This is a genomic window from Coprococcus sp. AF51-11b1, from assembly GCF_027682785.1.
Taxonomy (GTDB): domain Bacteria; phylum Bacillota; class Clostridia; order Lachnospirales; family Lachnospiraceae; genus Allocoprococcus; species Allocoprococcus comes.
On sequence record NZ_JAQCZB010000009.1, the window covers coordinates 1 to 25,638 of the forward strand.

The 25,638-nt window shown below is 33.7% G+C and carries 24 protein-coding genes; 3 read left to right on the top strand and 21 right to left on the bottom strand.

Annotated elements, in window-relative coordinates; genetic code table 11:
* Window positions 1-30: 30 nt before the first annotated feature.
* The 8 genes from PGY05_RS09665 to PGY05_RS09700 all read right to left on the bottom strand — a co-directional run bounded on the left by PGY05_RS09665 (window position 31) and on the right by PGY05_RS09700 (window position 8,383).
* Window positions 31-189 (bottom strand): hypothetical protein, encoded by a 159-nt coding sequence (locus PGY05_RS09665; protein ID WP_158547688.1) that lies wholly within the window; start codon window positions 187-189, stop codon window positions 31-33.
* Window positions 190-219: 30 nt separating this feature from the next.
* Window positions 220-375: a hypothetical protein gene (locus PGY05_RS09670; protein WP_158547687.1), complete on the bottom strand. Its 156-nt coding sequence runs from the start codon at window positions 373-375 to the stop codon at window positions 220-222.
* A 138-nt stretch (window positions 376-513) separates the two neighbouring features.
* A complete protein-coding gene (locus PGY05_RS09675) occupies window positions 514-1,677 on the bottom strand; it encodes a radical SAM/SPASM domain-containing protein (protein ID WP_117500936.1) in 1,164 nt (387 codons plus the stop codon).
* Window positions 1,678-1,679: 2 nt separating this feature from the next.
* The gene (locus PGY05_RS09680; RefSeq protein WP_117500935.1) at window positions 1,680-3,338 is read right to left on the bottom strand and encodes an ABC transporter ATP-binding protein; all 1,659 of its coding nucleotides are present in this window, start codon (window positions 3,336-3,338) and stop codon (window positions 1,680-1,682) included.
* Window positions 3,319-4,617 carry a radical SAM/SPASM domain-containing protein gene (locus tag PGY05_RS09685; RefSeq protein WP_117500934.1) on the bottom strand — a complete coding sequence of 433 codons (1,299 nt, stop codon included), beginning with the start codon at window positions 4,615-4,617 and terminating at the stop codon, window positions 3,319-3,321. Before PGY05_RS09685 ends, PGY05_RS09680 begins: the two co-directional genes overlap by 20 nt.
* Window positions 4,598-5,752 (bottom strand): radical SAM/SPASM domain-containing protein, encoded by a 1,155-nt coding sequence (locus PGY05_RS09690; protein WP_117500933.1) that lies wholly within the window; start codon window positions 5,750-5,752, stop codon window positions 4,598-4,600. Before PGY05_RS09690 ends, PGY05_RS09685 begins: the two co-directional genes overlap by 20 nt.
* A 12-nt stretch (window positions 5,753-5,764) precedes the next feature.
* The gene (locus PGY05_RS09695; protein ID WP_117500932.1) at window positions 5,765-6,769 is read right to left on the bottom strand and encodes a S8 family serine peptidase; all 1,005 of its coding nucleotides are present in this window, start codon (window positions 6,767-6,769) and stop codon (window positions 5,765-5,767) included.
* Between the two features lie 1,467 nt (window positions 6,770-8,236).
* Entirely contained in the window at window positions 8,237-8,383 is a 147-nt protein-coding gene (locus tag PGY05_RS09700; RefSeq protein ID WP_158547686.1) for a hypothetical protein, read from the bottom strand.
* A 606-nt stretch (window positions 8,384-8,989) separates the two neighbouring features.
* Between PGY05_RS09700 and PGY05_RS09705 the strand changes: the two genes are divergently transcribed.
* Complete coding sequence (locus PGY05_RS09705) at window positions 8,990-9,241, top strand: hypothetical protein (protein WP_270475762.1); 252 nt, start codon at window positions 8,990-8,992, stop codon at window positions 9,239-9,241.
* Between the two features lie 1,017 nt (window positions 9,242-10,258).
* On the top strand, window positions 10,259-10,945 hold the full coding sequence (locus tag PGY05_RS09710; protein ID WP_243246641.1) for a sensor histidine kinase: 687 nt from the start codon (window positions 10,259-10,261) through the stop codon (window positions 10,943-10,945).
* A gap of 513 nt (window positions 10,946-11,458) precedes the next feature.
* Here PGY05_RS09710 and PGY05_RS16785 read toward each other — a convergent pair.
* Both PGY05_RS16785 and PGY05_RS09715 read right to left on the bottom strand, forming a co-directional pair.
* Window positions 11,459-11,602: a transposase gene (locus PGY05_RS16785; protein ID WP_117500931.1), complete on the bottom strand. Its 144-nt coding sequence runs from the start codon at window positions 11,600-11,602 to the stop codon at window positions 11,459-11,461.
* A gap of 276 nt (window positions 11,603-11,878) precedes the next feature.
* Entirely contained in the window at window positions 11,879-12,448 is a 570-nt protein-coding gene (locus PGY05_RS09715) for an accessory gene regulator ArgB-like protein (RefSeq protein ID WP_117500930.1), read from the bottom strand.
* Window positions 12,449-12,656: 208 nt separating this feature from the next.
* Here PGY05_RS09715 and PGY05_RS09720 point away from each other — a divergent pair, with 208 nt between their 5' ends.
* On the top strand, window positions 12,657-13,391 hold the full coding sequence (locus tag PGY05_RS09720; protein ID WP_117500929.1) for a LytR/AlgR family response regulator transcription factor: 735 nt from the start codon (window positions 12,657-12,659) through the stop codon (window positions 13,389-13,391).
* A gap of 457 nt (window positions 13,392-13,848) precedes the next feature.
* On the opposite strand, the gene PGY05_RS09725 is transcribed toward PGY05_RS09720, so the two are convergent.
* The 11 genes from PGY05_RS09725 to PGY05_RS09775 form a co-directional block, all read right to left on the bottom strand.
* Window positions 13,849-14,319, bottom strand: a complete 471-nt coding sequence (locus PGY05_RS09725) for a hypothetical protein (RefSeq protein WP_133300848.1) — start codon at window positions 14,317-14,319, stop codon at window positions 13,849-13,851.
* A 97-nt stretch (window positions 14,320-14,416) separates the two neighbouring features.
* Window positions 14,417-14,626: a hypothetical protein gene (locus PGY05_RS09730; protein ID WP_117500927.1), complete on the bottom strand. Its 210-nt coding sequence runs from the start codon at window positions 14,624-14,626 to the stop codon at window positions 14,417-14,419.
* Between the two features lie 14 nt (window positions 14,627-14,640).
* Complete coding sequence (locus PGY05_RS09735) at window positions 14,641-15,897, bottom strand: DUF3560 domain-containing protein (RefSeq protein ID WP_270475763.1); 1,257 nt, start codon at window positions 15,895-15,897, stop codon at window positions 14,641-14,643.
* A gap of 142 nt (window positions 15,898-16,039) precedes the next feature.
* Entirely contained in the window at window positions 16,040-16,822 is a 783-nt protein-coding gene (locus tag PGY05_RS09740; protein ID WP_133300847.1) for a hypothetical protein, read from the bottom strand.
* A gap of 83 nt (window positions 16,823-16,905) precedes the next feature.
* On the bottom strand, window positions 16,906-17,226 hold the full coding sequence (locus tag PGY05_RS09745) for a hypothetical protein (RefSeq protein ID WP_243246643.1): 321 nt from the start codon (window positions 17,224-17,226) through the stop codon (window positions 16,906-16,908).
* Between the two features lie 141 nt (window positions 17,227-17,367).
* A complete protein-coding gene (locus PGY05_RS09750) occupies window positions 17,368-17,691 on the bottom strand; it encodes a hypothetical protein (RefSeq protein WP_270475764.1) in 324 nt (107 codons plus the stop codon).
* 166 nt (window positions 17,692-17,857) lie between these two features.
* On the bottom strand, window positions 17,858-18,283 hold the full coding sequence (locus PGY05_RS09755) for a hypothetical protein (RefSeq protein WP_117500924.1): 426 nt from the start codon (window positions 18,281-18,283) through the stop codon (window positions 17,858-17,860).
* Window positions 18,284-18,508: 225 nt separating this feature from the next.
* Entirely contained in the window at window positions 18,509-18,946 is a 438-nt protein-coding gene (locus tag PGY05_RS09760) for a hypothetical protein (protein WP_270475765.1), read from the bottom strand.
* A 57-nt stretch (window positions 18,947-19,003) separates the two neighbouring features.
* The gene (locus PGY05_RS09765; protein WP_270475766.1) at window positions 19,004-21,022 is read right to left on the bottom strand and encodes a cobaltochelatase CobT-related protein; all 2,019 of its coding nucleotides are present in this window, start codon (window positions 21,020-21,022) and stop codon (window positions 19,004-19,006) included.
* 9 nt (window positions 21,023-21,031) lie between these two features.
* Complete coding sequence (locus PGY05_RS09770) at window positions 21,032-22,828, bottom strand: hypothetical protein (RefSeq protein WP_117501008.1); 1,797 nt, start codon at window positions 22,826-22,828, stop codon at window positions 21,032-21,034.
* Window positions 22,829-23,151: 323 nt separating this feature from the next.
* Window positions 23,152-25,599: a hypothetical protein gene (locus tag PGY05_RS09775; protein ID WP_270475767.1), complete on the bottom strand. Its 2,448-nt coding sequence runs from the start codon at window positions 25,597-25,599 to the stop codon at window positions 23,152-23,154.
* Between the last annotated feature and the right edge of the window lie 39 nt (window positions 25,600-25,638).

A 25,638-nucleotide genomic window follows, 5' to 3' on the forward strand; every position in this document is an offset into this window, starting at 1 on the left:
ATTCTCCTTTTCTTATGTATTTTAAAGACTCTAATTAATATAGGACAGTACCGCATTATAAGATATTATGCAGTCTTTTTTGCAATCAAATTTTTTATCTGTACTTCCGCATTTTTTGTAGCCTTCAATTTTTTCATCAAAGCACTTTACTCTTTCACTTTTTACAGTTACCTTATTGACCTCTTTCATTTTTATTCTCCTTATTTGTTTTTTTAAGTTCTAATTGATGTAAGACAATACTGCATTATGAGATATTAGGCAGTCTTTTTTGCAATCGAATTTTTTGTCTGTACTTCCACATTTTTTATAGCCTTCAATTTTTTCATCAAATATAGTTTCTTTACTGACTAATTTTTCCCCTTTTCTACTATTCATTTTTTTCTCTCCATTTCATTAAAATTTGTATTGATTTACAATAAAGTTCAACCGCCCAAGGGCATCGCCTCCTTTAAATTATTTCTAAATTAATCAACATTATTGTTGAAATAATTCCTAAAATTTAATCCAAATTCCTCAATATGCTACATTTCTAATCGGATGAATTACACCGTTTATATAATATGGCATTGGTCCTAAAATCTTTGCATTCTTTTCAATTTCCTCAAGTTCTTCCAAATTATCCCTCACCAATTGGTTTGCCATCTTAGTATATAGACATGAGAAATCATCCGGACAATGAATATCATTATTCTCATGTAAGCTTGCTGCAAAGCAACCTTTACTTTTACAATTTTCATACTCTTTACATGATAAACATTTGGAATTATCAATATACTTAATATCTTTTAATTTCTCTCTAAGTAAAGTCCCAAACTCAGAAAATCCATCAAATACATTGCCTAAGCTATATTGCTGATCTAACAAACTTGGACATAAAAACATTTCACCTTCTACATTTATATAAAAGCTTATAATACCAGCACCACAAGAAAATACTCTTTTTGAGATATCTGTATAACTGTCAAAGGCATTTTCTATATAGCGCCACATAAAGTAATTATTATGGTGATAACAAGTTATATAATACTCCAGAACCTTTCTGTATATTTTAAACAAACAATTAAGTTCTTCTTTATTCCATTTGGTATCTGTATTAATGCCAGCATCAATATCCAAAAATCCTAAGTCTTCGTGAAAATGTTTTATAGTTTCCAAATGATGAGTATAATTATTTTTTGTAATTACAGCTGATGCTTGAACAGCTCTTCCTGTTTTCAACTCAAAATACTTTAAATAGTCTAAATTTTTTATGACATATTTATAGGATCCTGCGCCATTTACCATTTTTCGTGATAAGTCATTAACGTTCTCATTTCCATCCAAGCTGACCTTTAACGAAAATTTGTATTTTATTAAAAACTCTATAATTGATAAATCTAAAATCGTCCCATTTGTTGTTATAGTATATAAAAATTTAATTTGATTCTCTTTGCTATTAGCTTCACAGTAATAAACTATATTTTTTACTTTGTCGAAATCAAGCAAAGGCTCTCCACCAAGAAAATTAATTTTTATTATCCTATTCCTATGGTTTTCACACTTTATCCGTTCAATAGCAAACTCCACGCTTCGATATGCGATCCTATCATCCATTGTCTTATTGGTTTTATCACCAACATAACAATAATCACATGCTAAATTGCATTTCTTATTTATCTCTAACGTCATTGTAATCATTTTTAAAATATCCTTTCTTTAATCGTGCCCTCTGTAACCCAAAATATTTTACTAAAATATTTCATTTCATCTGGATTATGAGAGATTATAAAAATAATTTTATTATTTTTCATAGAATTTACTAACTCATAAAATGCCTCTCTACTGCTATTATCTAGCGATGCCGTCGGTTCATCAAAAACAATTACATCAGCTCCTGTTAATATCGCCCTAATTATGTCTAATCGTTTTTTTTGTCCTCCGGATAAGTTATTACCATTTGTTTGTAATTCTGTATTCCACCCACCAGGTAATTCATTTATATATGTATCTATCTGTAATTTTTTACATAAATAGAGAAACTCATCTTCATCTCTCTCCTGATTTAAAAATAAGTTTTCTTTTATTGATTCTTTAAAAAATAGTGAATCTTGAGGAACATATGCTATATGCCTCCTTATATCTGTTATAGAGAAATCTTCAATTTGTTGATTATTTACCTCTATATAACCACCACTTTTATCCACTAACCTTAGTAATATTTTAGTAATAGTTGACTTTCCACCTCCACTGTTACCAATCAAACCTATAACATCTCCGCAACAAACGCTAAAATTTCCAGTCTTTAAAACAGGATTTTTAGAATTCTCATAATAAAACTCGACATTATTCCACCTAATAGAATCTATTTTTTTCAGTGTCTTTTTTGAGTTTTCCACTTCCTTAGGTAAATTAATCACACTGTAAAAACGATCTATTGCGACTAAAGTTTCTTTATAGCCATTGAAGAAACTACTAATATTATTAATTGGTGTTATGAGCATTGCCTGGTAACTTGTTAATGTAATAATTAAACCAATACTAAAATTATTTGAAAAATATAAATTTCCTCCAACAAACCAAACAATTACAATTAATAAATATACAAGTAAAGCTCCTATGTATATATTCAAATTATATGTCAGTTCTAAACTAATATCAGCTTTATACTGTTGTGCATATACATTTCTAAATTTTTTATTAATCTTTCTGTATAGATTATAAATTTTTACGTTTAAAATATTATTGTATATATCCGAAAAATAATCTATTGTCTTTGCATTCGTCTTCATATATTTTTCTGAAAGTATGTTAACTTTTTCTCCCCAAAAATGATTATTTATCAAATACAAAAAGATTACGATTCCCGTAAAAATAAACACTTTCCAACTAATCAAGTATATTGCTAAACAAGTTAATAACAAGGAAAGAATGTTTGAAACTAGTTGCACTAAAGCCTCTCCTGTATTAGATGCAATAATTTCAATTTCATTTTCATACTTTGAAAGTACATTTCCTAACCCTTCATGCTTTATTGTTTCATATTTAGCTTTTGTAATGCTTTTCAACATATCTATCCGTAAACTCATCTTAATATTCTCAGTAATTTTATTTGATAAATAATTGCCTAAAACAGAGCATATAATAGTAAATATATATGCCAAAAACAAAATTGTAATATGAATAATAAATAGTTCTTTTTCCTTATTAGGTAATGATTTATCAATAATTTCTTGTGTAATCCTAGGCGTCATTAAAGCAAGTACGCTAGAAACAATACTAACAATAAAGATAAAAGACAATAATTTTTTTTCTTTTAGAACATATTTTTTAATTACGTTCTTATATTCTACATTTAACATCAATATCCTCACTAAAATAATCAGATTCACAAATCTGCTCGAAATTATTAACTACATATTTTAAATATTCGTTTAGTTCAAAAAAGTTATTTTTATAGTTATCCTTTTTAACGAACATTTCATAGTAAATAAGTACTTTTTGTAAACTACAGTCAATACTCTCTACTCTTTCGCCTTTATCATTAACACAATTAGCTGCACACTCTCCACAACAAAAATATTTATAAGGGCAAATCTTGCATTTTGGGATTTGATTTACATAAAACAAACTTTTTATTCCAGCATTTTTTTTCTTTTCTTCATATCGCTCTAAAACAATATTCACATCTTCTTTAATATTTCCCAAAACAAACTTTTCGCTTGTTAAATTAGGACACATATAAACATTTCCGTCCGGTGCTATTGTCAGCAAATCATCAACAGCCCCACAATGTTTTTTGGGACTTAAGTTAAAGGTGAGTGCATTAATAAAATTCTTATCCTCATATTTTTTATCAAGTACAAATTGTACTGCACGCTGATACAACTTAATTTGATCCAATACTTTAATTGAAAAATTTTTCCCTCTCCCCACAGGAGCAACAATTCTAAGTTGGAAAAATGCATTATATTGTGCCGCCATATTTAATGCTTCTTCAAGATATTTCATATTATAAGGCGTTAATACATACGAAAAAGAAAGTTTAACTTTTTTTGTTTTTAACTGTTCAAATAAAGGAACCATTTTTTTATATTGGCGTTCATTACAAAACAAATTCTCAATGCTGATTTCTATAACACCGACCCTTTCTACTAAACAGTCTATAAGTTTTTTTGATAAAAGAAGTCCATTGGTTTGGAATACAATATTTTCTTTTCCTATTGACTCAGCCATCTTTTCTACTAATTTTTCTATATTCTTCTTTACTAATGGTTCGCCTCCACTAATAACTACCTTTTTTAAAGATGGTTTTAACTTATCAATAAACTTTTGTGTATCGTTTATGATTTTCTCAACTGACAGCTCGTCTTCTGTAGTAACATCTGGTCCAGAATTTGCAGCACAAAAATCACAATTTAAATTACATTTTTTTGTTGTAATAATATGTAATGTTCCTATATCCTGGCTTACAGATTTACTATTAAAATCAAATGTTTCGATAAGTTTTCTATAAAATTTATCCTTATCTTTACTTTCTCCTTCATACACTTCTAAAGGCATCCTAACCCAATTCATATTATCTGAATTTAGTAGAATTACTTTTCCATTTGAAATATATCTAAAAATTTGTCTCATCATCTTCACCTTCTTCTAACTTTTTAATAAAATCGCTAACTTCAATTTTGTGAGTTTTTGCAAAATCATACACTTTCATAAAACGAAATATTTTATTACGAAACATACTAGTAAATACTATACAATTATGTCGATATAGTATTTGTTCTAATCTGCAGGTTGCTTTACTTACTTGATTCAAATAACCAGTTAAGCTATAATTTTTAAATCCACATCTTTTTCCGCTACAGGAAAAATCTATTTTGCAGTCACAAATACTACAAGTTTCTTTTAAATGCTTTCTTATGAGCGAAATAAATTTTTCGTGACTAATTCCAGAATAAATATTTCCAATTTCCCATTCTGGATCTCCCGCCACATAATTGCAGGGATAAATATTCCCTTTACAGTCAACTACAAAATGGTTTTCAGTTCCAGCAGAGCAAAAGCAAACTTCTCTTTTTGCAATAAAAGTCGATATCTTAAAATCATAAAGATTAATCACTTTATTAGGGTCTTCAACGATGTTTTCTAGATAAAACTGATCTAGTTTTGTCATTTCTGAATCTAGTAATTGCATACTATTTTCGGACCAAGATGTAAATTCGTCTAATCCTATATAAATACGTTTCACTCCCATTTTTGAAAAAAATCGTATATTATCCATTAAATATTTAACGTTATTATCAGTAACTGTCATTCTTACATTAAATTTCTTATTATTTCTTATCAAATACTTAATCTGGCTAATAATATATTTATAATAATCTTTTCCAGATTTACTTTTTCGGTTAAGATCATTTGTTCTTCGATCCCCATCAATGCTAATAGATAATTCTATTCCTGTAGTAAATATAGTATCTAACACACTCTTATCTAATAAAGTAGCATTTGTAGTCATTTCAATATTAAATTTTTTCTTTGGATATTTTTCTGATACAAGATTTGTGATTTTATAAAATGCTTTCTTGTTAAGTAATGGTTCTCCCCCTAGAAGCATTAAATCTATCTCTTCATCCTCATGTGCCAAATTACAGATAAAATTAATTGTATCTTCTACCGTTTTTTCATTCATTATAGATGAACATTTTTTTTCGCCTTCGTAACAATATTTACATTCTAAATTACATCCCTCTGCCAACAATAAAGTACATTCCATGACCTCTACTCCTTAATTGTAAATACTCACCAATCTGTTACTGTGATCCTTTGTAATCTGATACCTCTCCCAAATATTAAAATAAGGTAAAACAGTAATAATATCATTCCCACATAAATAGCATTGCTTGATGACTTGCCTAACCTTATTTATATTTGTAATACTTTCTACATAATCACCTAATCCCCAAAAGATAATTTTTTCTTTTGATAATACCGTTTGCACATTATCATCTGTACAAATTTCCACTGATTTTGCAATGGTTTTTAGATAATTAATAATGTTATAATCATTTTCACTCATCAAACCACAAACCACATATAAAACCTGTTTGTTTATAGTAACAGCAAATCTATTGCTTATAGACTCGACTACTATTTTTTTCATATTTTCCTCTTTCAATATTCCCTTCAGATTAGAAATAAGTTCTTGTTTATCTCCACCTTCTTTATACAAATTTGCGAGAATCCCTATTAAATACGGGACAAGATAACTGTTACCTTCTCTTATTTTTATTTCCTTTTCCCACAAATACAAAACATTAAAATTGAATATAACTTCATTCTTATTAACGCTGCAATATGCTTTTTGCCTTATATCATTATCAACCGATATAATCTCTGAAAATTCTGCCGGATAAGCCATCTTATTCTTTTCGTTGGCTTTAGCTGCGACAATTAAAATATTATTACGTTTAGCTTCAAGACATATCTCATGCAGCATACTTATAATACTTTCATTATTTGATGCATATCCTAAGCTTAAATTAATAAAATCAACTTTTTGATCTATACATTTTTCTATAGCAGTTATTAAGTCAATAGCATTTCCCTTAATATTGGAATCTAAAATCGGTATTGCTGTAATATCTAAGTAAGGATTTAATGATAACAATACGTTTGCAACTTCCGTTCCATGAAGTACAGAAGTTTTATAATCTGCATTACAAAAATGAGTTTTATCAAATATTATTTGGTCTGTTCTAATTTCTGTATCAATAATCCCTATTTTGATCATTTTTTTCCTCTTATAATTTAGTATTAAATTTCTTTTCGTTGAAATTATTATATCTCTATCTTAAGCTAATACTTAATAATAGAATAAAAGTCCGTATAACATGAATAATCGTTTCATTTAATATTTTTGTTTACGTTAGTTCAGTAATAAGTGTACCGTCGTGTTCATTTTTGCCTATATATAAATCATTGATACCTAATTGAATGATGTATTTTCCTTATTGCCCTTCCTGCATCTTTCACGATTTCTTAAGATCTAGGCACTGTTTCCCATCCCCTGAAATCAAATTATCTCATGCTCATATCAAATAGTCGGATTCTAGATTTCCGAGAAGTGTTCCCCCTAGGCATCCGACTCCATGCTTTCTTACCATCTTGAACCATACTTGCTCTACTTATTTTTCTCACATTCTTAATTTTGCTCTTAGTATTCAATTATTAACTGAAAATTCTAGAATCCAACAGCAAAAAAGAACAGCATGCCTAAAAACACACTAGAACTAATATGACTCAAAGTCGAGAATGAAAACGTCAATACTAAGAATTGAGGAATAAAAAAAACGCATCTCAATGGAAAGAAAGATGGACCGCGCAACTCAAAGGGAAAAAACAGCATTTGTCAAAGAACTTAGGGAAAAAGGTGGAAATTAAATCATCTGCAAAAAGCAGTAGACATGACAAGATTGATCTGTTACTATGGACCAGTAATTCTGATACCGTAAATCTTCAGGAATTATCAGAAAAAATCGAAGGTATATTTTAATCGCTATAAAAAACGATACGGAATACAAAGGAAACATAGAAAATTTATAATCGTGTCTATAGAGTAAATCAAAAGAGAATTCAACACCTAATGCACAAAATGAGATTAAAGGAAGAGAAACCTAAGAAGAATAATCTTTCTTCTCTTCTTTTAGTTTCCCCACGAAACAAGCATCAATATTACACCCTTAGTTCAATATTTTCTTCAGAACAATACTTATTATAGCGAACTCGGTATAGCTCGAGCCAAGGCTCAGTATCAGCATGCTTACTTTAGAAATACTCTTAAAGATTATGGAATCATCCAGGCCATGTCAACGAAAGAGAACCTCTACAATAACTGTATCATAAAGACCTTCTTTGAAATGATGAAGAATGAGATGTGCTATGGAAAACAAAACACTACAGATATTTGATAAATTTTAAAGGGTGCTGAAAAAATATACAGATTATTACAAGCATGAGAAAAACCAGACTAAAGCAAAATGGATGCTCTCTGCTAAGTACAGAGAAACATCCATATGTTGGACCTCTGCCATAAATTAATGTGTCCAAGATTCTAGGTGCAATCACAACTGAACAGGGCTTATTGGAATTTTGATTTTTCAGCTACTGATATGAGTCAATATATTGTTTATGAAATATTACCGTTATATATTGCTTATATTTAGGATTATAGTATTTACACACTATTTAAAAATTTATATCATTCTTTTGTATCTTTCTTCATTTCTGTCTTAAGTGCATTTGGGATTTTAGGATCAAACATTCCTGGAATCATACATTTACCAACAGCATGTTTTCCCATATTGATTGCTAAATTACCAAGATTCTTTTTTAAACTATTTTTCATTTTTGTTCTTCCTTTCATATTTGATGATTTAAGTATAAACTATAGCTTTGTTATATTATTAAGTTTCGAATAAAATATCTTTTTTATAGAAAAAATGTAATATTTGCAGTGGAGTTCAACGTTTATTCAGTAATAATCGTTGATTATTATCAGGCACATTATAACAAACTATTTTTTCGCTTTTAAGGCATAATAAAAGAGGTCTTGGCATAAGGGAATCTGACATATTTTCCATGAGATTGTTTTACCCTGAGACCTCTTGTGTTATCATATAGTTTTGTAACCATGAAATAAAAAAGCAGAAATCTCCCCGTCCAAAGTTTGATTCCTGCTTTCACCCAAATATAGCTTATGCTACATTGATACATACCTATGATAACAATTAAAACATAAAACTACAACCTTATTTCTCAGGATTTTTACAATAAAACGATAGATTCTCTTGATCTTAACCTTGTTTCCTGTATCTGTGTCCACTCCGGCTGTCTCATCCGTTATGGCTCTTACAGACGCAAGACCCAGCTTACTGACAGGCTCCTCTCTCTTTCAGTCGTTCGAGTGTACTGCAAAGTCTGTAGGCATACCCACGCACTGTTCCTTTCATCTATGATCCCTTATTCACAGATTCCTCTGGTTCTGCACGTCCGTCTGATCCAGGCTTATGGACATGACACCGGATTCCGGAACATACTGGCAGAACAGTACAGTACCCTGCGCCTAAGCATCCACGAACCTTTCCGCCAGAGAATTGTCATGAATTATAACCTGGAAGGCATGACAAAAAACAGCAGAAGGGCATTCTTATGTTACTGCCAAACTGAATGGTGCTGGATGCACCCAAACGGTATTCGAAGATAACGCACTTGAAGCGATCCTCAATGCTGCGAATGGGACTCCACGTATGATCAACAAACTGTGCAATGCAAGTCTGTTGGTTGGAAACAGCTCAAATTTAAATATCATAACCGCCGATGCCGTTATGCAGGCAATCAATGACTTCGAACTCGGATAGCTTTAGAAACCATCATGTAAAATAATCTGCATGATGGTTTTTACTCATAAAATAGTGCGCCGAAAATCCCCAAAACTATATGCTTCATACCATGATCAGACACTCCAAAAGATCTGTTTTAATCTGACGGAGAGGGCAGCGTTTAATTTGCCGAATAACAGTTGATTTCAAAAACTATAAGTAATATAATATAAATGTCTACTAGAAAAATGTGAAAGGGTTTGGTTGTTACAATGAAAGTAATACAAATACTACCATATGTTTTATGTGTTTTTTCCTACTTACTTCCCATTTACTGCTTTCTACCTTTTAAGTTGAAATTAAAGCAGATAATTGTTTTATCTACTATATTGCTGATTAATATACTTCTTATTGGTTTTGTCTTGGGCAACATGGGTGTTATTCTTTTAATTATAAGCACATGTGTATATATTGCCTCACTTAATCCTAATCGTATAATAAATATTTGTGTCTTTATTGCAACTTATCTTTTTTGTGTGCTGTGGGATAATTTATTTTCTTTAGTATGGGATATATTCATCTATCCAGTTGCTGATTTACAGTCTCACTTAACCTATTACATTGTTTATATAATTTCATATATCTTACTTTTAGCCTGTATTTGTCCAATATTAGGCCGATTGCTCTATCTAGTAATTCATAGAATACACACTGGCCTTTCGAAACAGCTGTTATTACTTATAACTACAAATCTACTCACCTGTTTGTTTATTTTTTTATTTAACATAGCAATCGGAGATTATATTGGATATAGTCGTAGCGTTATAACCTTTAACTGTATTTTATTTGCCTGTTACTTTATAATCAGCACTATTTTAATTGTTAACATAATAAAATCCCATATGGAGAAAGTAAATCTGGATATACGCCAAGACTCTTATAATCGATTGCAAGAATATACCAATCAGATTGAAAATATGTATTCATCTTTAAGATCATTCAAACATGATTATTCCAATATAATGCTTTCTATGTCCGGGTACATTGAAGCAAACGATATGGATGGTTTAAAAGAATATTTTGATAAAGAAATCCTTCCATTAAGTAAAAAAATCACTAAGAATACTGCACATATAAACCAACTGATGAATATCAAAACTACAGAACTGAAAAGCATTATATCATCCAAGTTATTATATGCAATAGAATTGAATATCAATGTCAATATAGAAGTAACAGATGAAATAGTTTCTCTTCCAATCGATACACTAGATTTATGCAGAGTCATTGGAATCTTTCTAGATAATGCAATTGAGGCAACATTAGAAACTGATCAACCATCAATTCGCTTTGCTCTGATTAACCTGGAAACAGAATATATATTTGTCATTTCCAATACCTTTTTGGAAAAGGGAATCCCTTATGCTGCTTTAGCAAAACCCAATGTATCTACTAAAGGGGCAAATCGCGGAATAGGTCTTTATAATGCACATGAAATTATTTCAAGATATAATCACGCATTTCTGGATACCGAAATTCAAGATAAAATCTTTGTGCAACGCCTTCAGCTTTCTAAATCACTTATATAAAAAGGCAAAATTATTATAAACCACTCCCCATCAAATAGACAATCGAAAAACATAAAGTTTTCCTGCCAGCAGAGATAATCTGTTGGCAGTTTTTATGCTACCCACAAATAAATTTCAAATTTTCCATCGATTGCAAAACTACGATGTAACATTGCAGACTGTTATGATTATCTATAATAATCTTCTATCATTTTCATAAATGTTTCTCTATTTGTAAATCGTTTCCTACTGTAGCGTTCTCTTTTAAAATCGCCCAGAAGCCTTTCATTGAACCATTATCAATACGCTTTGCAACACTGGATATACTCTGTGTTACATCTGACGCTTCCAGTTTTGTAGATCATGTCAAGATTTTTGCAAAAGTATAATTCTACTATTTGATAACTGACAGTCAACCGGCTATGATATCAGACGACAGAGCATCCTCTGCCCTGAAAAGATGCTCCACATTCATGTAGCGTTTGGCATCCGGTTGATTACTGCTACATGACACAGTCTGGTATCATACAAGTATTAAAGTATTCTGCCCATCGAGAAAACACCGATTGCTTTTGTCCGGCATTTAATCTCACGGCTTAAATACTCAATGGTGTTGTTTATCCAAATCCAATTCCAGTATTGAGTAGGAAAATCTATATAAATTATCAGGTACGGCACTTATCTTGAGTTGAACAAAAATCTTTATTTTTTGAAGTAACTATAAGCGCATCTGCTCTAAACAATTGATATAATGAGATCAACTCATAAATTCTTGCATTATTAATTTCCTATCGCTTTCCTTCAGTACTTACAGTAGCTGTCCCTTTTAAGCATCACAGGGCAATATCCACTTTTATTCTAAAAAGAATGTTGCCTTTCTTCCCATAAAATATACTCCCTCCTGAATAACAAGCTTTTGTTATTTCACTTGTCTATTTAGAAGGGAGCATGTCATTAAGCATTCCTATTTTTTATATATGATGGAAAAAGTGAAATAGTTTCAAATACTACAGCCACAAATAGTAGATATGGAATATGTCCTATTGTTTTTGACATTATAATGGTTACTGTTAAATATATTAACACCAAAAATCCAGTTCTATTTCTCAATTTTTCATAATTTTCCTCTGAAATAGGATTATTCTCCGTACCCTGCGGTCCAATAACTAAGAGAATAAAAAGACAAATTAAATAAACTAAAATAGTATGAATCAACTCTATATTTAGCTGTTTAGAAATCTGAACACCTACTACTACAAATATTCCTGTTCCAATTAGACATGACAAACTTTTTTTAAAATGAACTCCTCCTGCGCTCATTTTAAGTCCTCCATATGCTGCTAAAATGATAACTGCTTCAAAAAAAATCCCCATAATTCCTGAAACTAACAGAATCGTTCCAACCATAACAATGTTATGAATTATAATTTGTAACCCTAAACTCATTCTCATTCGGTCAACATCACTCCAAATAGTTTTATCTGTATCCAGATATTTTACAATTCGATTTGCAATTGTTTCCATCTTGATTCTCTCCTTTCTAGCTAAAATAATAACAGAATTAAAAATATCAACTGTAAATTAATAATAAACGTTTAATTTCGTTGAATAAATGTTTAAATAGAAACAGTTATTCGTGGAAAAATGACACTTTCTTTTTTTCTTTAACAATGGCTTAGATTATTGTATAATGATAATGAAAAATAATAAAAATAAGGAGGGGATACTGAATATGATTGACATTTTCATCTGTGAAGATAACAAAAAACAGTTAGATCTCTTTACAACATATATATCAAATTTAATTCTTATAGAAGGTTTTGATATGAAGATTGTTCAAGCTACTTCTGATCCACATCAGCTTCTCAAAGAAATTTTAACTGCCGAAAACACCGGGCTTTTCTTTCTTGATATTGATTTAAGGTCTGATATGAATGGTCTGACTCTAGCACAGCGGATCCGACAAATTCAGCCTCGATGTTTCATTGTTTTTATTACTTCTCATTCGGAGATGAGTTTTCTCACTTTTCAATATAAAGCTGAGGCACTAGATTTCATTGTAAAAGATTCTGCTGAACACATAAAATCTAAGATTCATGAATGTCTACTAGATGTAAATAGTAAATACACTTCATCGAACAATAATGTTACTCGAACCTTTACAATTAATCAAAATGATAAGCGTATTGTAATCGATTATAATGATATTATTTTCTTTGAAACGTCCAACAATATCCATAAAATTATTCTTCATGCAAGAAAACGTGTTATCGAATTTACTGGACAACTAAAAGATATTGAGCAACAACTAGACTATCGATTTTATAGATGCCATACATCGTATATAATTAATAAGGATAATATTACCGATATAGACTTCAAAGAACTACTGGTTCATATGAACAATGGAGAAACATGTCCTGTTTCTGTGAGAAAAAAGAAGGGATTAAAAAAATTAGTGAGTTAAAAAGAAAAAGCTCAAATTTTGAGGGTATGAAGAAAAGTCTCATACCCTCACATAAAATAGGAAGTATAGGCAGCATCGGTCTGACGGTGTTACTAAAATTTCTTCTTCTCTTTCTTCCCAAAATTTTTCTTGTATCTATGGGATTAAGCTTTTAGTTTCAACAACCACTGGTGTATAAATCTAAGTAAGATACACGACATCCGTTTCCACAAAAGTTCCTCCTAGTACTCCTATGGAAGTTTTTATAAAATTTTACAGTTTTATTAATATCAATGACGTATGAATACAGATCTTTTCATTTTTTCAGAACGATTCTTTTATATCTAGCTTTTACATTTCTGTATTCTTCTAAAACACAATGCAAAACCTCCTTCTGGTTTATTGGGATTTCCGCATTGGCTGTTACCAGACCGTCCACACATTGAAGCACCATTGTTTCATTGTAATAAACTTCAAATCATAAATCATATCCTCCATTGCTTATTTTCCATTTTCCCAAAGAATAATTTCCTTTCCAGCTATGCTCTTCAAAGGTTTTCAATAACAAACGCAGTTGGTAAAGTTCCAAATCATTCTGCTTTTGAATCGCAGCATCCTCCAATAGGTTTATTATTTTCTTCATATCCGTTCCCATAAGATTCCCTACAGCTGAAAGGATCTTTTTTAAATCGTCATATGCTTTTTCCCCTTCTTTTGTAAATGGACTTTTCGATTTTTTCTCTTCTGAATATGGGATTTGAGCCCCTAGTCTTTTTAGAATATCTTCCAAAGATGACAGTTTCCAATTGCTGTTTATTTCCCTTTCCTGCTCATAATCACGGCAAACACTACGCAGCCTGCGTATCGCCTGCTGGCATGTTAGAAGTTGAGTTTCTAATTGTTCCAGTTCTTTATTCTTCTCTTCCAATAATTCTTCCATACAATTCACACATAATGTCCTCCTAAAAATCAAATATGTGCTGTATCCAGCATTTCCAGACACAGTACATGTTCTAATTTTATAACTTCCAAATACAGACTATTTATTATGTCTCTATACCTATATCTCCTTCCCTTTTCATAATACAATATTGAGTATCTGCTAAAGCACAATCCACACATCCCCTGTAATAGAAACAATCGCTGCATCCTTTTATTACTGGCATGTATCTTTCTTCATACTCTTCTCTGTTAGCTGAAGGACAGCTTCCATCTACACAGGCAACTCCGACATAATTTCTACATCTTTCTTTCATTCAATATCCCACCTTTAAATCCAAATTCTGTTTAGCTCTATTTTGCACTCTTTACACTGCTCAGGATCTTTTTTATAAATAGTTCCGCCAATACCATCTACAACACCGATAGCCCAACTATATCCTTCTCCATCTCTAAACTTTCTGGGTTTCTTGGTAATAGCTCTATCTGTACCAGATTTGATAGTAACTTTTTCCTCAGTTACCTTCGTGACCCTATATTCTTTCTCGATTCTCCTATTCTCTGTACTGCTCCATACTTGAACCGTATAGGTCTCTCCCACTTTAAAAGGATGCGGATCCACCTGTACTGTAGCAGAAACAATCTTATCAATTTCAGAGTATGCTGCTTTTAAAAAGCATCTATCCTGAACATCCATCACCTCAAAGGTAAAATAAACTTTTCCGGTTCCTATTACTTTACAGTTTCCCCATCTGCGGATTTCCACAATATATCCAACTTTAATATTGTCCTTCGAAAAGATTATACCACCCACTTCTTCTAAGCATTTATGATAATAAACTGATTTACTGATAGCATTTTCTATAATTAATTCAGCTTTTTCAATCCATTCTTGTACTATCTCTGGTGTAATAATCTCTCCATTGTAACGCTTATAGATTTTACCTACTTCCATCTGTTTCAGCATTTTGCAATATGATTCCAAATTCTTTTTCTGTGCTCGGATTGTCTTTTCTGCTTCCTTAATCCGCCTATCAATAAATCCCTTATCTGTAGGCTTCGTTCCTGCTGCTGTATGTCGAGCTGCCTCTGCACGTTCCGCATAATATTCCGATTTCTTAAACTCATCAAAGCCTTTTTCCCATGCTGCGAACATCTTATTTCTCCTGTTAGAAAAAGCACGGCCAGCACTGCTATTTATATTGGGCTGTGTAAAAAAGGCAACATCTCCTCTCATATCCTCTATAGGTCTTTGTAAGCTTTTGCCTTTATCACAAGCTCTTTGAGACCTGTCATCGTATCTTTCTGCCCTCGTTTTTGCCCTTTCCGCTTTGCGTTCCATCTGCTCCTCAAAGGTTAATGTTTCACCAACGTTCTCCCCCTTGACAAGACCTATTTTTTTCGCTACAGCTTCTGCATGCCATAAATTAGGAAACTTTGCCCGGCTTACCCAGGCCCCATGCTTACGGCTGAAAAGAAAGTTGCTTTTAATTTCTTTCTTCAATTCATCTGGCAGCGCCACATAATCCTCTTTCTCAAAATACAATTCCAACTTCTGGGTTTCCATATTCATAATATATTCGCTCATATTCTATCTCCTCTTTTAACCTATACAGCCAGAAGAATTTTTCTTTTGGCTGTAGTAACAAAGCTTCACGTTTCCATCTAATTACCCATATTCTTAAGATACTACAAAAGAAATCTATTTTATTTCACATCAATTATCTGTATTACCTTTCCGTTTCGGATTCAAACGGTATACCACCTAGGATATCATCCATATTCCCCACTCTTTTTGACCTCCATTCCTGATATCTTTCATATCGCCTTACCAGCGCATTAATACTCTCAGACCGGAAATGACACCAAAACCTTTCTCCGTTTTCATCTTCAGCGCAAACTCCTATATCCAATTTATCTCCTGAAAATATTGCCGTCTTAGGAATGATATCCCTGCAATGTCCTAATATAGACAACTTTTGACGGACACATGCCTGTGCCAGCTCCCATGGATTACTTGACAGCCATGCATTGTACATCTCATGACAGCCTATTTCATCCCGTTGCATGACCTTTTGAATGTCTTGGACTACGTCTTTCGCTTTTCCATTATATTTTTCACGAATTTCTTCGTCTGTTAGTTCGATTAAAAATACTGCATCCGAATTTATTTTTTCTTCTCTTCCTCCGGGATTCCACATTTCCACTGCCACAAATGCCGGATTCACTTCTTTAACATAGGCAGTAAAACCAGAAGAAGTATTCATATATTTAATACCGCTGATCTTCTGCCCTTTTTTCAAATGTTTATATGTCACTTGTTTTTCTTCAGTCATAATCCACCTCCTAAAGATTTTTATGTTAATCTGTATGCCACCAAATAAGCATTCTCCAATGTCACACATCCTTCGACATGTCTTTCGTCTTCTTTTTGTGAATAGCTCATCATTCCTACATAGTCCCGGACAAGTGTAAGCTGCCCTGGGAAATATGGATGTTCTATCACTTTTCATCTGACCTTTCTTTTTCCTTTTTCTACTGTAAAAATTTTATTAAGTTGCATTTTAACGAAACTCCTCCTAAATCATATATCTTTTCATAAATCATTTAAGTAACACATGACACTACAGTCTGGTATAATTTCATCTTCCATTCTTCCTCTCCCTGGTTCCAGTTCATCTAAAAATATTCCATTGATACAAGAATGTCCAATCTCTCGTTCCAGTTTTGCCATACGCTCAAAAACTTCTGGAAAATCTATTCTGATCTTATTCCAATATCCCATTCCTCCTTTCACACAGCCGATGCAATTATTATTTCGATATCCTAGATCGTACATGGCAAGATCCAGATGTCCCAGTTCTACAAACTGCGGAAACAATAAGGAAAGCGTATAATTTTTTCGTTTCCAGAACATTTCTGTAATCTCTTCACCTGTCAAAGAAAAGTATGCTGACAAATACTGTTTGAACTGTTCAGATGTGTAGGTATTTTGCTGCAATGTTTCCAATACCCAGTTTTCAAAAGCATCTGGTGTAAGTATCTGTTTCAGTTCATGCTATTTCGTATCTGTAAGATCAATCAAAAACCAATTGCTATGCCTTTCTCTATAATTGTCACATTCGTATAGCAGCTGATATGTTTTTATATTCTGGACTTCCAACCTGTAATAAAGGTAATCCATGATACCGTTCTCCCCTTCTAATCGCACTGGAAAAAAACGATACTTTTCAAAGAGGTTTCTACAAAGTTCATACGCTTCTTGAGAATAATCTTCCTGTCCACTCAAAAATAAAAGACATGTTTCAACCGCCATTCGTTCTGCAGTCATACCATCTATTTTAAGTTTTGTGTAAAGGTCGGTCTGAAAAAGCAATGTCATACTAAGAAACATAATCTCTCTTTTCGAGTATCCTGCTTCTATTAGCTTTTTCCTTGCCGTACTGCCTTCTTTTGCATAACAGCATGGAAGCCGGAACAGATATTTTAATACTTCTATATCTTTATTTATGGTAATTTTTCAACTTGCATGAAAATTTTTCCGTAAGTCAGATATAGACTTCTTTATAAGCATAAACTGAGAAATTACGTTCTGTTCCAAGCAGCTGGTTCAAATCGTGTTTCCGCGTCTCCCAAAACTCATCATCATACACAAACATATGCAGCATAAAAAGCAGTTCCTGCAGCTCCTGAATAGGACAATTGCACATTTTCTGATACAATTTTGATTTTTCCTTGTCATCACAGAGATATAGGATCCCCATCATATAAATATCGTTTTTTGCAAGAATTCGTCTGAACTTTTTCCAAAATGAAGCCTTCTGCTTTCCAACAAACATACCGGCATTTTGAAATTTCCTGGTTTCTGCAAGCGCAAGACCAAGTGAGCGTAATTGTTCCACCTTGACCTCCATTTTTTCTTCCAGACGTTCCAAAACCTCTCCCGGATAATGCAGACCGTATCTCTCTTCCACGCCCTGTTCAGGACAGCTGAAAAATAGAGCATGGTCCTGAAATTCTCGATATGCCTGTTCTCTGTTCGTATTTTCTGAAATCTGAGAATCAAATCTACCATTTGACAGTAAAGCTCCACATCAAAAATATTTTCAAAAAATTTTTGTAACATTACATTCCTTCTTTCTTTTAAGGGAACCGCAAAACGGTTCCCCCTATCCATCCATAAACATCCGTAAATTTTATCAGGCTGCTATCACCATCTGCTCTCTACGGAAACACTGCTGTTCTATCATGCTTGTGTTTTCCAGGTTATGTACTTTTTGATATCTCTCTGCTTCTCTATAAGTAGTGAACGTAACTGCACTTTGAAACTGGTCTGAAAAAACAGTTCCCGTCCAATATTCTGCTAACCCCTCTAACTCGTACTTATGCGAAAGCAGTACCCACAAAATTTCACAAATCCATGCTTCCAATCCAACGTAGCATAAATGCTGGCTGATACACTCTGCCGCCTGCTGTTTGCTACGAAAACGTATTGCCCGTTCCAGCGGGGAACTTCGTATACTTTTTTTGTTATAACCGCTCAGATATTTTCCCGTTTCTAGCTCTATGATATATCCACTGGAAAACAGCTGATCCATATCCATAGTTTCATTTTTATCTCTTATTTTTCCCGCCATATTCATTCGTGTCCTCCTTTCCAAAATAAAAACAGCCTGTTTTTGGCTGCCATTCTTTTATCTCCGTATTCGTTTTAATATTTCCCTCGCAAGTATAACCGTAAGCGTGTCTAGATCCGAAATATTCAGATACCCTTCCTGATAAATTCTTTCAATCGTTTCCTTATCATCTCCAATTGCAGCCGCCATCACGATAATACCCTTTGCTTCTAGTTTCTTTTTGATATTCCGAATATCTGCTTCTGCCTCTTCCCCACAATACAATGCACCATTGGGGCGGCCGTCACTGATACAAAATAAAAGCTTTGTCCGTTCCGGTCTTCTGGCTAGTTTTTCACCTGCATAGATTAATGCTGCCCCGTCTCTATTAGATCCTGCCACATCTATAGATGCGATACGATAACAGTCATTTCTGTCCTGCTCAAATTCTGCAAGAGAATGGAAAGTCACAAGTTCTTTCCGTAAAGTTCGCCCTTCTCCGTTCGTATGGTGTCCATAAACCAAAATCGGAATTCCCACGCTGATACAGAACTTATACAGGCACAGACAACAACATCTTGCCTTTTCCAAGCGCCTTCCCCACATGGAAGCTGACAAATCCATCAAAACTACAACCGCTGCATTTAATGTCCTTGCAGGCTCTCTTTTCTGATAAAAACGATGAAATGGATCATAAAGCATCTGCATATTGATGGAAGTCCCAAAAAACAATTGTTTTTCCTTACGTTCCCCTTGCTGACAGAACGCCGGCAGCAAAACCGCATTCATTTTCCGTACTGTCTGTTTGATTTGTGGCTCTAATAGTTCATACCGCATGATATCCCGTTGGCTTATCTGGGACTTACGTTCCACTATCATTTTCACTTTTTGGTGATCGCCATTAAATTCTGTACCGCATAACTCCTGCGAAAGTTCCTTTAAAATTTCTGCATTATATGTTTTTTCTGCTTTGGACTCTGCAATTTTTTCTATACACCGTAACAACTGTTCTTTTGTTTCAATTGGCTTGATTTCCATCTCCTTCTGCTCCCTCTTGAGTTCTGCCGGAGTGTTATTCATTCCTGTTTCCTCTTTGGAACAAAGAAAATCCGGAAGTTCGCTTTTAATTTTTCCCCATTCTTCCTGAACCTTCTGCTCTGTGTTAGATGAAACGGCATCTTTTCCATCACTTTCCTTTTGCCCGTTTCCATTCTTTTCAGAGGGCTGTTCTTCCTGTTTTATATTTTTCTCCATCTCTTCTATCTCTGTTTTCAACAATTCCCAAATCAACAGAAGAAGTCTGTTGACCGCCTCCAGACGTCCCAATGGTTCTTTACATCTGACTCCGGAATCAATAACCGGTTTTGTCTCTTCCAGCAAATCAAGTAAAATATCTGTTTCCATCTCCCAGTTATTTACCGTTCCTGTCAGGGAATATTGTGCCATCAGATTTAACATCACTGATATCTTTCGGTATCCCTCTTTTAATTGGACTTTCATACTGGGAACTCTCTCCATGTTCCGCATACGGTTCTGTAAAATTCCACGCCTGATACTTCCCGGATACCTTCTGCACATGATTTCTTCTATATACACATCTTCAATCATATTCTGGATAAATGCGGCAGTCTCTGTCATTATATATTTTGCAGCTGGATGATCTCCAGTAAGAAATTCTTGAATTTCCATCATCTGTTCCTGTCCAGTCCAGTCTTGTGGAAGCGGCAGCTGTATCATCCATCTTCCTTGCCTCATTTCATCCAGATAGGTTTTTCGGAGTTCAAAATCTGATAAGTTCCAGTGTCCGCACTCATGTCCCAAGATACCAACGATACTATCACTTCTTAATGCAAGCGTTGGAAAACTCATAGTTACCTGATTTGCGATATTGAGTAGCACCCGTAAACTGGAACATCTTCCTCCATAAGGTTCATTTGGTTCTTTTACAAGATTCACCGTTTTCAAAGTCCCCGCCGTTATTTCATAGGCAATCGAATGTAACATTGTCCTGTAATCCGCCGATTCAAAAACTTCATAATCCTCCAGGTTTTCTTTTTCTTCCTGCACACGTTGTTTCCATTCCTGATGATTTCTCATAGTCCTCCTTTATGCCGCCTCTTCAAAAGCCGGCTCAATGAATGTACTTAAAATAGTGTCCCTTTCTTCTGGAAATGGAGAAACTTTACTAATTACAGCATTTACTGCTGCTTCCAAAACATCTTTTGATGTCATATAATTCCACACCCAGTTTTCCAGTTCCCGATATCCGCATACACCGCCGCGTATCTGCTTATCCCTCAGATATTTCTTGATTTTACTGATGGCTGCTGCCATCTGGTAAATCAGCTCTTTTTCCTTGCAGCCTGTTTTGAAAATGGCACGTTCCGCCATTTCTTCCACACTCAATTCTTTCCGGTGCTGTACCAGATGCATTCTTGACAATACTGATTCATTGAACATCTGGCATCCGATATAATCCATGTTTGTTGTCATGATCACCACCGTATCCGGGTGTCTTTCTATTACTTCGCCATTCAGTAGGTCTGTTTTTGCGTCGTCATCAAATAGAGCATTCAGTCGAGTAAGGGTTCCCGGCTTTTCAATCATAGCAACTTCCTGAATTTCTATTACCGCCGGCATCCGGCAGGCCTGAATGATTGTAGATTCTGTTTTCACGAAGTCCTTTTCCATTTTCGCCTGTTTATATCCCTGCTGAACTGCTGCATTCAATATTTCACGAAATGCGGTTGCTTCATCAATTTCCATCTGGTAGTTCCCTGTCAACACTGCCAAAGCAGAAGCGGGATCTATCTGAAAATCTTCATATGTCGGCAATTCACTTTCTGATATCTTTGCAGTCGTATCTACGTTTGGAACAAGAGATACCATAAGGCTCACCTCTTCCGTTCCCGGTCCGCATGTAAATACAAACCGAGGATACCCAAGCAGCTGTGCAATAATCTTTGTGTCTGTTGTTTTCCCTGAACCAGAATCCCCTTCCATCATAAAAAGCCGGGAAGGAGTATTTACAATCATGGAAAGAATTTCTTGTGTAGCCGTATTCACTTTGTAATCATCCGGTAACTTTGGAATCAAGGCCTGATACTTTTCCTCAACTTCCTTCCCCTGATAATAAAACGCTTTCAGTTCCCCGATTGTTGATTCTGTAAGCTGTCTTTTTGCTGTCAGCAGTTGAAACACCCCTACCTCTGTCTGGTTTGCACCATATAAACCGGATTTCAACCGATAAGACTCAATAAACTCACAATTTGTAAACTGTGGCTCCCCTATCGGTATTCCGCCATCTTCTAATGGAAGACAGGATTCCACCCGCCGGTACAAATTGTCACAACAAATATACGCACTGGACAGAAACTCCTCTTCATCTATTTCTTCATTCATATCCAGAATTTGCATTATTTTTTCAAAATGCTGCGTGAATTCCATATCATACAATTCTGTTCCATAACACGTGCTGGCAAACGCAAGCAGTGCAATGTACCGTTCTGCTATATTCTGTTCCTCCTGTATGGATGGTAAAACCGACACCGTATCCGCTTTTTGTACACAGCCTTTAAACTTTCCATTTCTCCAGTTATAAATCAGAGCATAATGGCTCTCGCCATTTTTACATTCCATACAATAATAATTTGTTGTATTGCCCTCACCGAACTGTCTGCCGAGCGCACCTTCCGTCTCTGCACCTGCAAATACCCCCGACAGCCATAAAATTGCACGTAATGTGGGCGCATGCAATGTGGCAGATTTTGCCCGAAGTGAATTATATTGTGAGCAGTCCGAAACTTTTGTACTCGTTTTGGTTCTTCCCAGGTCATGAATCAATTTCTGAAATAAATCCGGTAATTCCTCCTGAAATGTCCATGTTTCATATAATGCCGCCATAAAAAATATTCCTCCTTTCGTTCTTTTCTGCATATTCCAAATGAACATCGGCATTCTTGGCCATGCGTTTTCTTTATCCTCCTTTTTCGCAAATAAAAAAGGCAAAGCATGATTCTTTCTTTTCATACTTTGCCTGTCATTTTAAATTTGAAATTTATGCAGAATTCTCTGAAATTAAAATACTTCCATCCTAAATGCCGATGGAACTAAAGTTACAGGACACATCATAGATGTGTAAAATAATAATTACAACCTTATCTTAGCATTGTCCATTCTTAGTGTCAAGAAAAAGAGAGACTCTCTTTTTCTAATGTCTAACACGTTTATGCTGCTGAAAGATAAGTATTCGACACCAAAGAGTTAATCCCCGTATTCGGTTCTTTTTCACAAACAAGTTTGCACTTGACCGCATCTGAGTAAAATGTTTTCAACTGTACTTCTTTCGGCTTCATCATTGGAAATCTAATTTCAATCTGCTCATCATTGTACAATATAAGATCATTATAGCAGGTGCCTTGTACAACCCATCCTACCTGATATTGTTTCATAAGCTGTTCTGCAGCAGTGCGAAAACAAATTTTTAAAATTTGATTATAAACCGTATAATTTGGATGTACTTCAATATTGTCCAACACCAGACAATTATAAGGTTCATTGATCCATATCACAGAATTGGCAATCACTCTGTTCTTATAATAAACATTTACAATTCCAAATCCTCTTTCCAGTGCATACTGTTTTGCCTTGATACTGCCATAGCTCATGCAGCACACCGTTGCATCACCCGCTGTCAGATATTCCGGGGAACCTTTTGCTTCTACTAACACCTTAAAGTTACATAGTTTCTTTAATTCATCCGGAAGATTTTCTACATTATGGAATTTCATAATTTCCAGCACTTCACGATACTGAACCGGCGTCAGTTTTTCTTCTAAAACTGTATGCAATAGGTTTTCCTTTTTCAGCCTGCGATAAATATGTTTTGCCTGTCTTGTTTGCTTTTTCAACAATGTTTTCACAAAGGATGATAATCCCTCATAAGACAGACGGATTTCCTGCGCTTTAAACAAACAGGGATATTTTCCACGTATGAATTTTGACAGGTTATGATCTCCATATTCACGAAACAAATCATATAATACAACATTTGGACAATACGTCTGTATGCGCTGCATATAATCTGTCAGCATCTCTTTTTCCATTTCTGAAAAATTCAGTTTTTTACTATATGCTTCCATTACATGTTCTTTTAATTCCATCAGATAATCATTACAATCTTTATTTTTTCTAATAAGACTGCTCAATCTTTTACGTGCTCTTTTTTGACTAGGCTGCAATTGTAATTCCTTTTCTATTCTAAGGTACCGGCATACGCCTTCTATAACTTTTGATGTATTTAAAGCTTGATTATATGATTTTGTTAAAATAGCTTTCATTGCACCAGTTGTAAGAAGCATTTTCCCATCAAATAATGTTTGTACAATCAGATTCCAGTCATGGAAATAATTCCCCTCTTCTTTGTTTCTTCGTTTGACGATATTTTCAATACACCCGGATGCATATTTTTTTGATACTATATGATAAATTGTCTCACACATGGAAATAAACTGTTCATTTTCATTCTCACACAATTCATTTAATTCTTTTAAATATTTATCAATAATAAGCATTCTGTCCAAATAGAACAAATATAAATTTTTTGTTATATACGGGACCGGACACATGGGATGATATAAACCAAATTTATTAAAATAACTTACATAATATGTGCGTTTATATTTTCGAAAATACTGTTCTCCAAATTCTCTGGAGGTACGTTCCAGCCAGCGATAGCCTGATAACGAATTTCGATAGGATGTGTTATAGATTTTGCCTTTATTGTATATTTTAAGGCATTTTCTATAGTCATCATAACAATATCCTTTTTCATTATCTCTCATATCTTTCTTTTCTTGGTATCCAAATAACTGATAACGATCCAATGCTTTTTGAAAAAACTTATGTATAATCTCATGATTATCCATGTCCTTCGCTTCTTCCGGGATCCTGTTATATAAAAAATAGTCAGATGTTATAGGGATCGTTTCTCCGAACATACTATAGTAATCTATCCATTTTTCAATCATATTACGCATTATAAATTTCATATGATTCTTTTTGTGAAAATCAACACCATCCTGTATCGGTTTCTTCAAAAATTTCAGCACTGACGATATATAAGCGCTTTCTCCAATAGGCATCTCATCAATCTGTCTCCAAAAACCATATTTCCAATTGCTTTCTTCTAATATTTCTAAATCGACGCTAAAAATCACATGATGAGCATCTTCTCCATTATCGTAATATTTATGCAAAATATGATCTTCTATAATTTTTATCCCCCTTTTTTTGCATTTATAAAGACTATCCAAAAGATGGTAGGATGTACTTCTCATTTCTGCATGAAAAAGCTTCTTATTACGGTTCCATTTTTCGCATTGCTGGAAAAAGAATAACAATAATCTTGGTAAATATTGAAAATTCGGGCAATTTACATCAGCTATATAAATCTGCTTTGAGTGATACTCGGCATAAATCTGAGGAATATATGCAACAATGTAACACACAAGTTCTCCTTTAGAAAAACCTGCTACTGAATAATAAAAAAACTCCGGCTGCGTTGCTTCCTCTTTCAAACCTTCCATTCCCATGCGCATTTCTTCAGGATAAGATTGTTTTTCTAAATCAATAACAGCCGGAAAATACTCTTCGCTCATTTTTGTAAAATACATAAGCTTCTCCTTCCATATTATTAAGAAAAGCGATTCATC

What these genes read in the sequence shown, in the direction of transcription:
- PGY05_RS09750 (WP_270475764.1), bottom strand. Translation starts at nt 17,691, where the DNA reads ATGACATTGCTTTTTCAGACCGACCTTTACACAAAACTTAAAATAGAT.
- PGY05_RS09695 (WP_117500932.1), bottom strand. Translation starts at nt 6,769, where the DNA reads ATGATCAAAATAGGGATTATTGATACAGAAATTAGAACAGACCAAATA.
- PGY05_RS09715 (WP_117500930.1), bottom strand. Translation starts at nt 12,448, where the DNA reads ATGGAAACAATTGCAAATCGAATTGTAAAATATCTGGATACAGATAAA.
- PGY05_RS09710 (WP_243246641.1), top strand. Translation starts at nt 10,259, where the DNA reads ATGGAGAAAGTAAATCTGGATATACGCCAAGACTCTTATAATCGATTG.
- PGY05_RS09670 (WP_158547687.1), bottom strand. Translation starts at nt 375, where the DNA reads ATGAATAGTAGAAAAGGGGAAAAATTAGTCAGTAAAGAAACTATATTT.
- PGY05_RS09730 (WP_117500927.1), bottom strand. Translation starts at nt 14,626, where the DNA reads ATGAAAGAAAGATGTAGAAATTATGTCGGAGTTGCCTGTGTAGATGGA.
- PGY05_RS09690 (WP_117500933.1), bottom strand. Translation starts at nt 5,752, where the DNA reads ATGGAATGTACTTTATTGTTGGCAGAGGGATGTAATTTAGAATGTAAA.
- PGY05_RS09675 (WP_117500936.1), bottom strand. Translation starts at nt 1,677, where the DNA reads ATGATTACAATGACGTTAGAGATAAATAAGAAATGCAATTTAGCATGT.
- PGY05_RS09760 (WP_270475765.1), bottom strand. Translation starts at nt 18,946, where the DNA reads ATGGCGGGAAAAATAAGAGATAAAAATGAAACTATGGATATGGATCAG.
- PGY05_RS09770 (WP_117501008.1), bottom strand. Translation starts at nt 22,828, where the DNA reads ATGGCGGCATTATATGAAACATGGACATTTCAGGAGGAATTACCGGAT.
- PGY05_RS09705 (WP_270475762.1), top strand. Translation starts at nt 8,990, where the DNA reads ATGATCCCTTATTCACAGATTCCTCTGGTTCTGCACGTCCGTCTGATC.
- PGY05_RS09680 (WP_117500935.1), bottom strand. Translation starts at nt 3,338, where the DNA reads ATGTTAAATGTAGAATATAAGAACGTAATTAAAAAATATGTTCTAAAA.
- PGY05_RS09775 (WP_270475767.1), bottom strand. Translation starts at nt 25,599, where the DNA reads ATGTATTTTACAAAAATGAGCGAAGAGTATTTTCCGGCTGTTATTGAT.
- PGY05_RS09765 (WP_270475766.1), bottom strand. Translation starts at nt 21,022, where the DNA reads ATGAGAAATCATCAGGAATGGAAACAACGTGTGCAGGAAGAAAAAGAA.
- PGY05_RS09700 (WP_158547686.1), bottom strand. Translation starts at nt 8,383, where the DNA reads ATGAAAAATAGTTTAAAAAAGAATCTTGGTAATTTAGCAATCAATATG.
- PGY05_RS09745 (WP_243246643.1), bottom strand. Translation starts at nt 17,226, where the DNA reads ATGTTCTGGAAACGAAAAAATTATACGCTTTCCTTATTGTTTCCGCAG.
- PGY05_RS09685 (WP_117500934.1), bottom strand. Translation starts at nt 4,617, where the DNA reads ATGATGAGACAAATTTTTAGATATATTTCAAATGGAAAAGTAATTCTA.
- PGY05_RS09720 (WP_117500929.1), top strand. Translation starts at nt 12,657, where the DNA reads ATGATTGACATTTTCATCTGTGAAGATAACAAAAAACAGTTAGATCTC.
- PGY05_RS09735 (WP_270475763.1), bottom strand. Translation starts at nt 15,897, where the DNA reads ATGAGCGAATATATTATGAATATGGAAACCCAGAAGTTGGAATTGTAT.
- PGY05_RS09665 (WP_158547688.1), bottom strand. Translation starts at nt 189, where the DNA reads ATGAAAGAGGTCAATAAGGTAACTGTAAAAAGTGAAAGAGTAAAGTGC.
- PGY05_RS09740 (WP_133300847.1), bottom strand. Translation starts at nt 16,822, where the DNA reads ATGAAAAGTGATAGAACATCCATATTTCCCAGGGCAGCTTACACTTGT.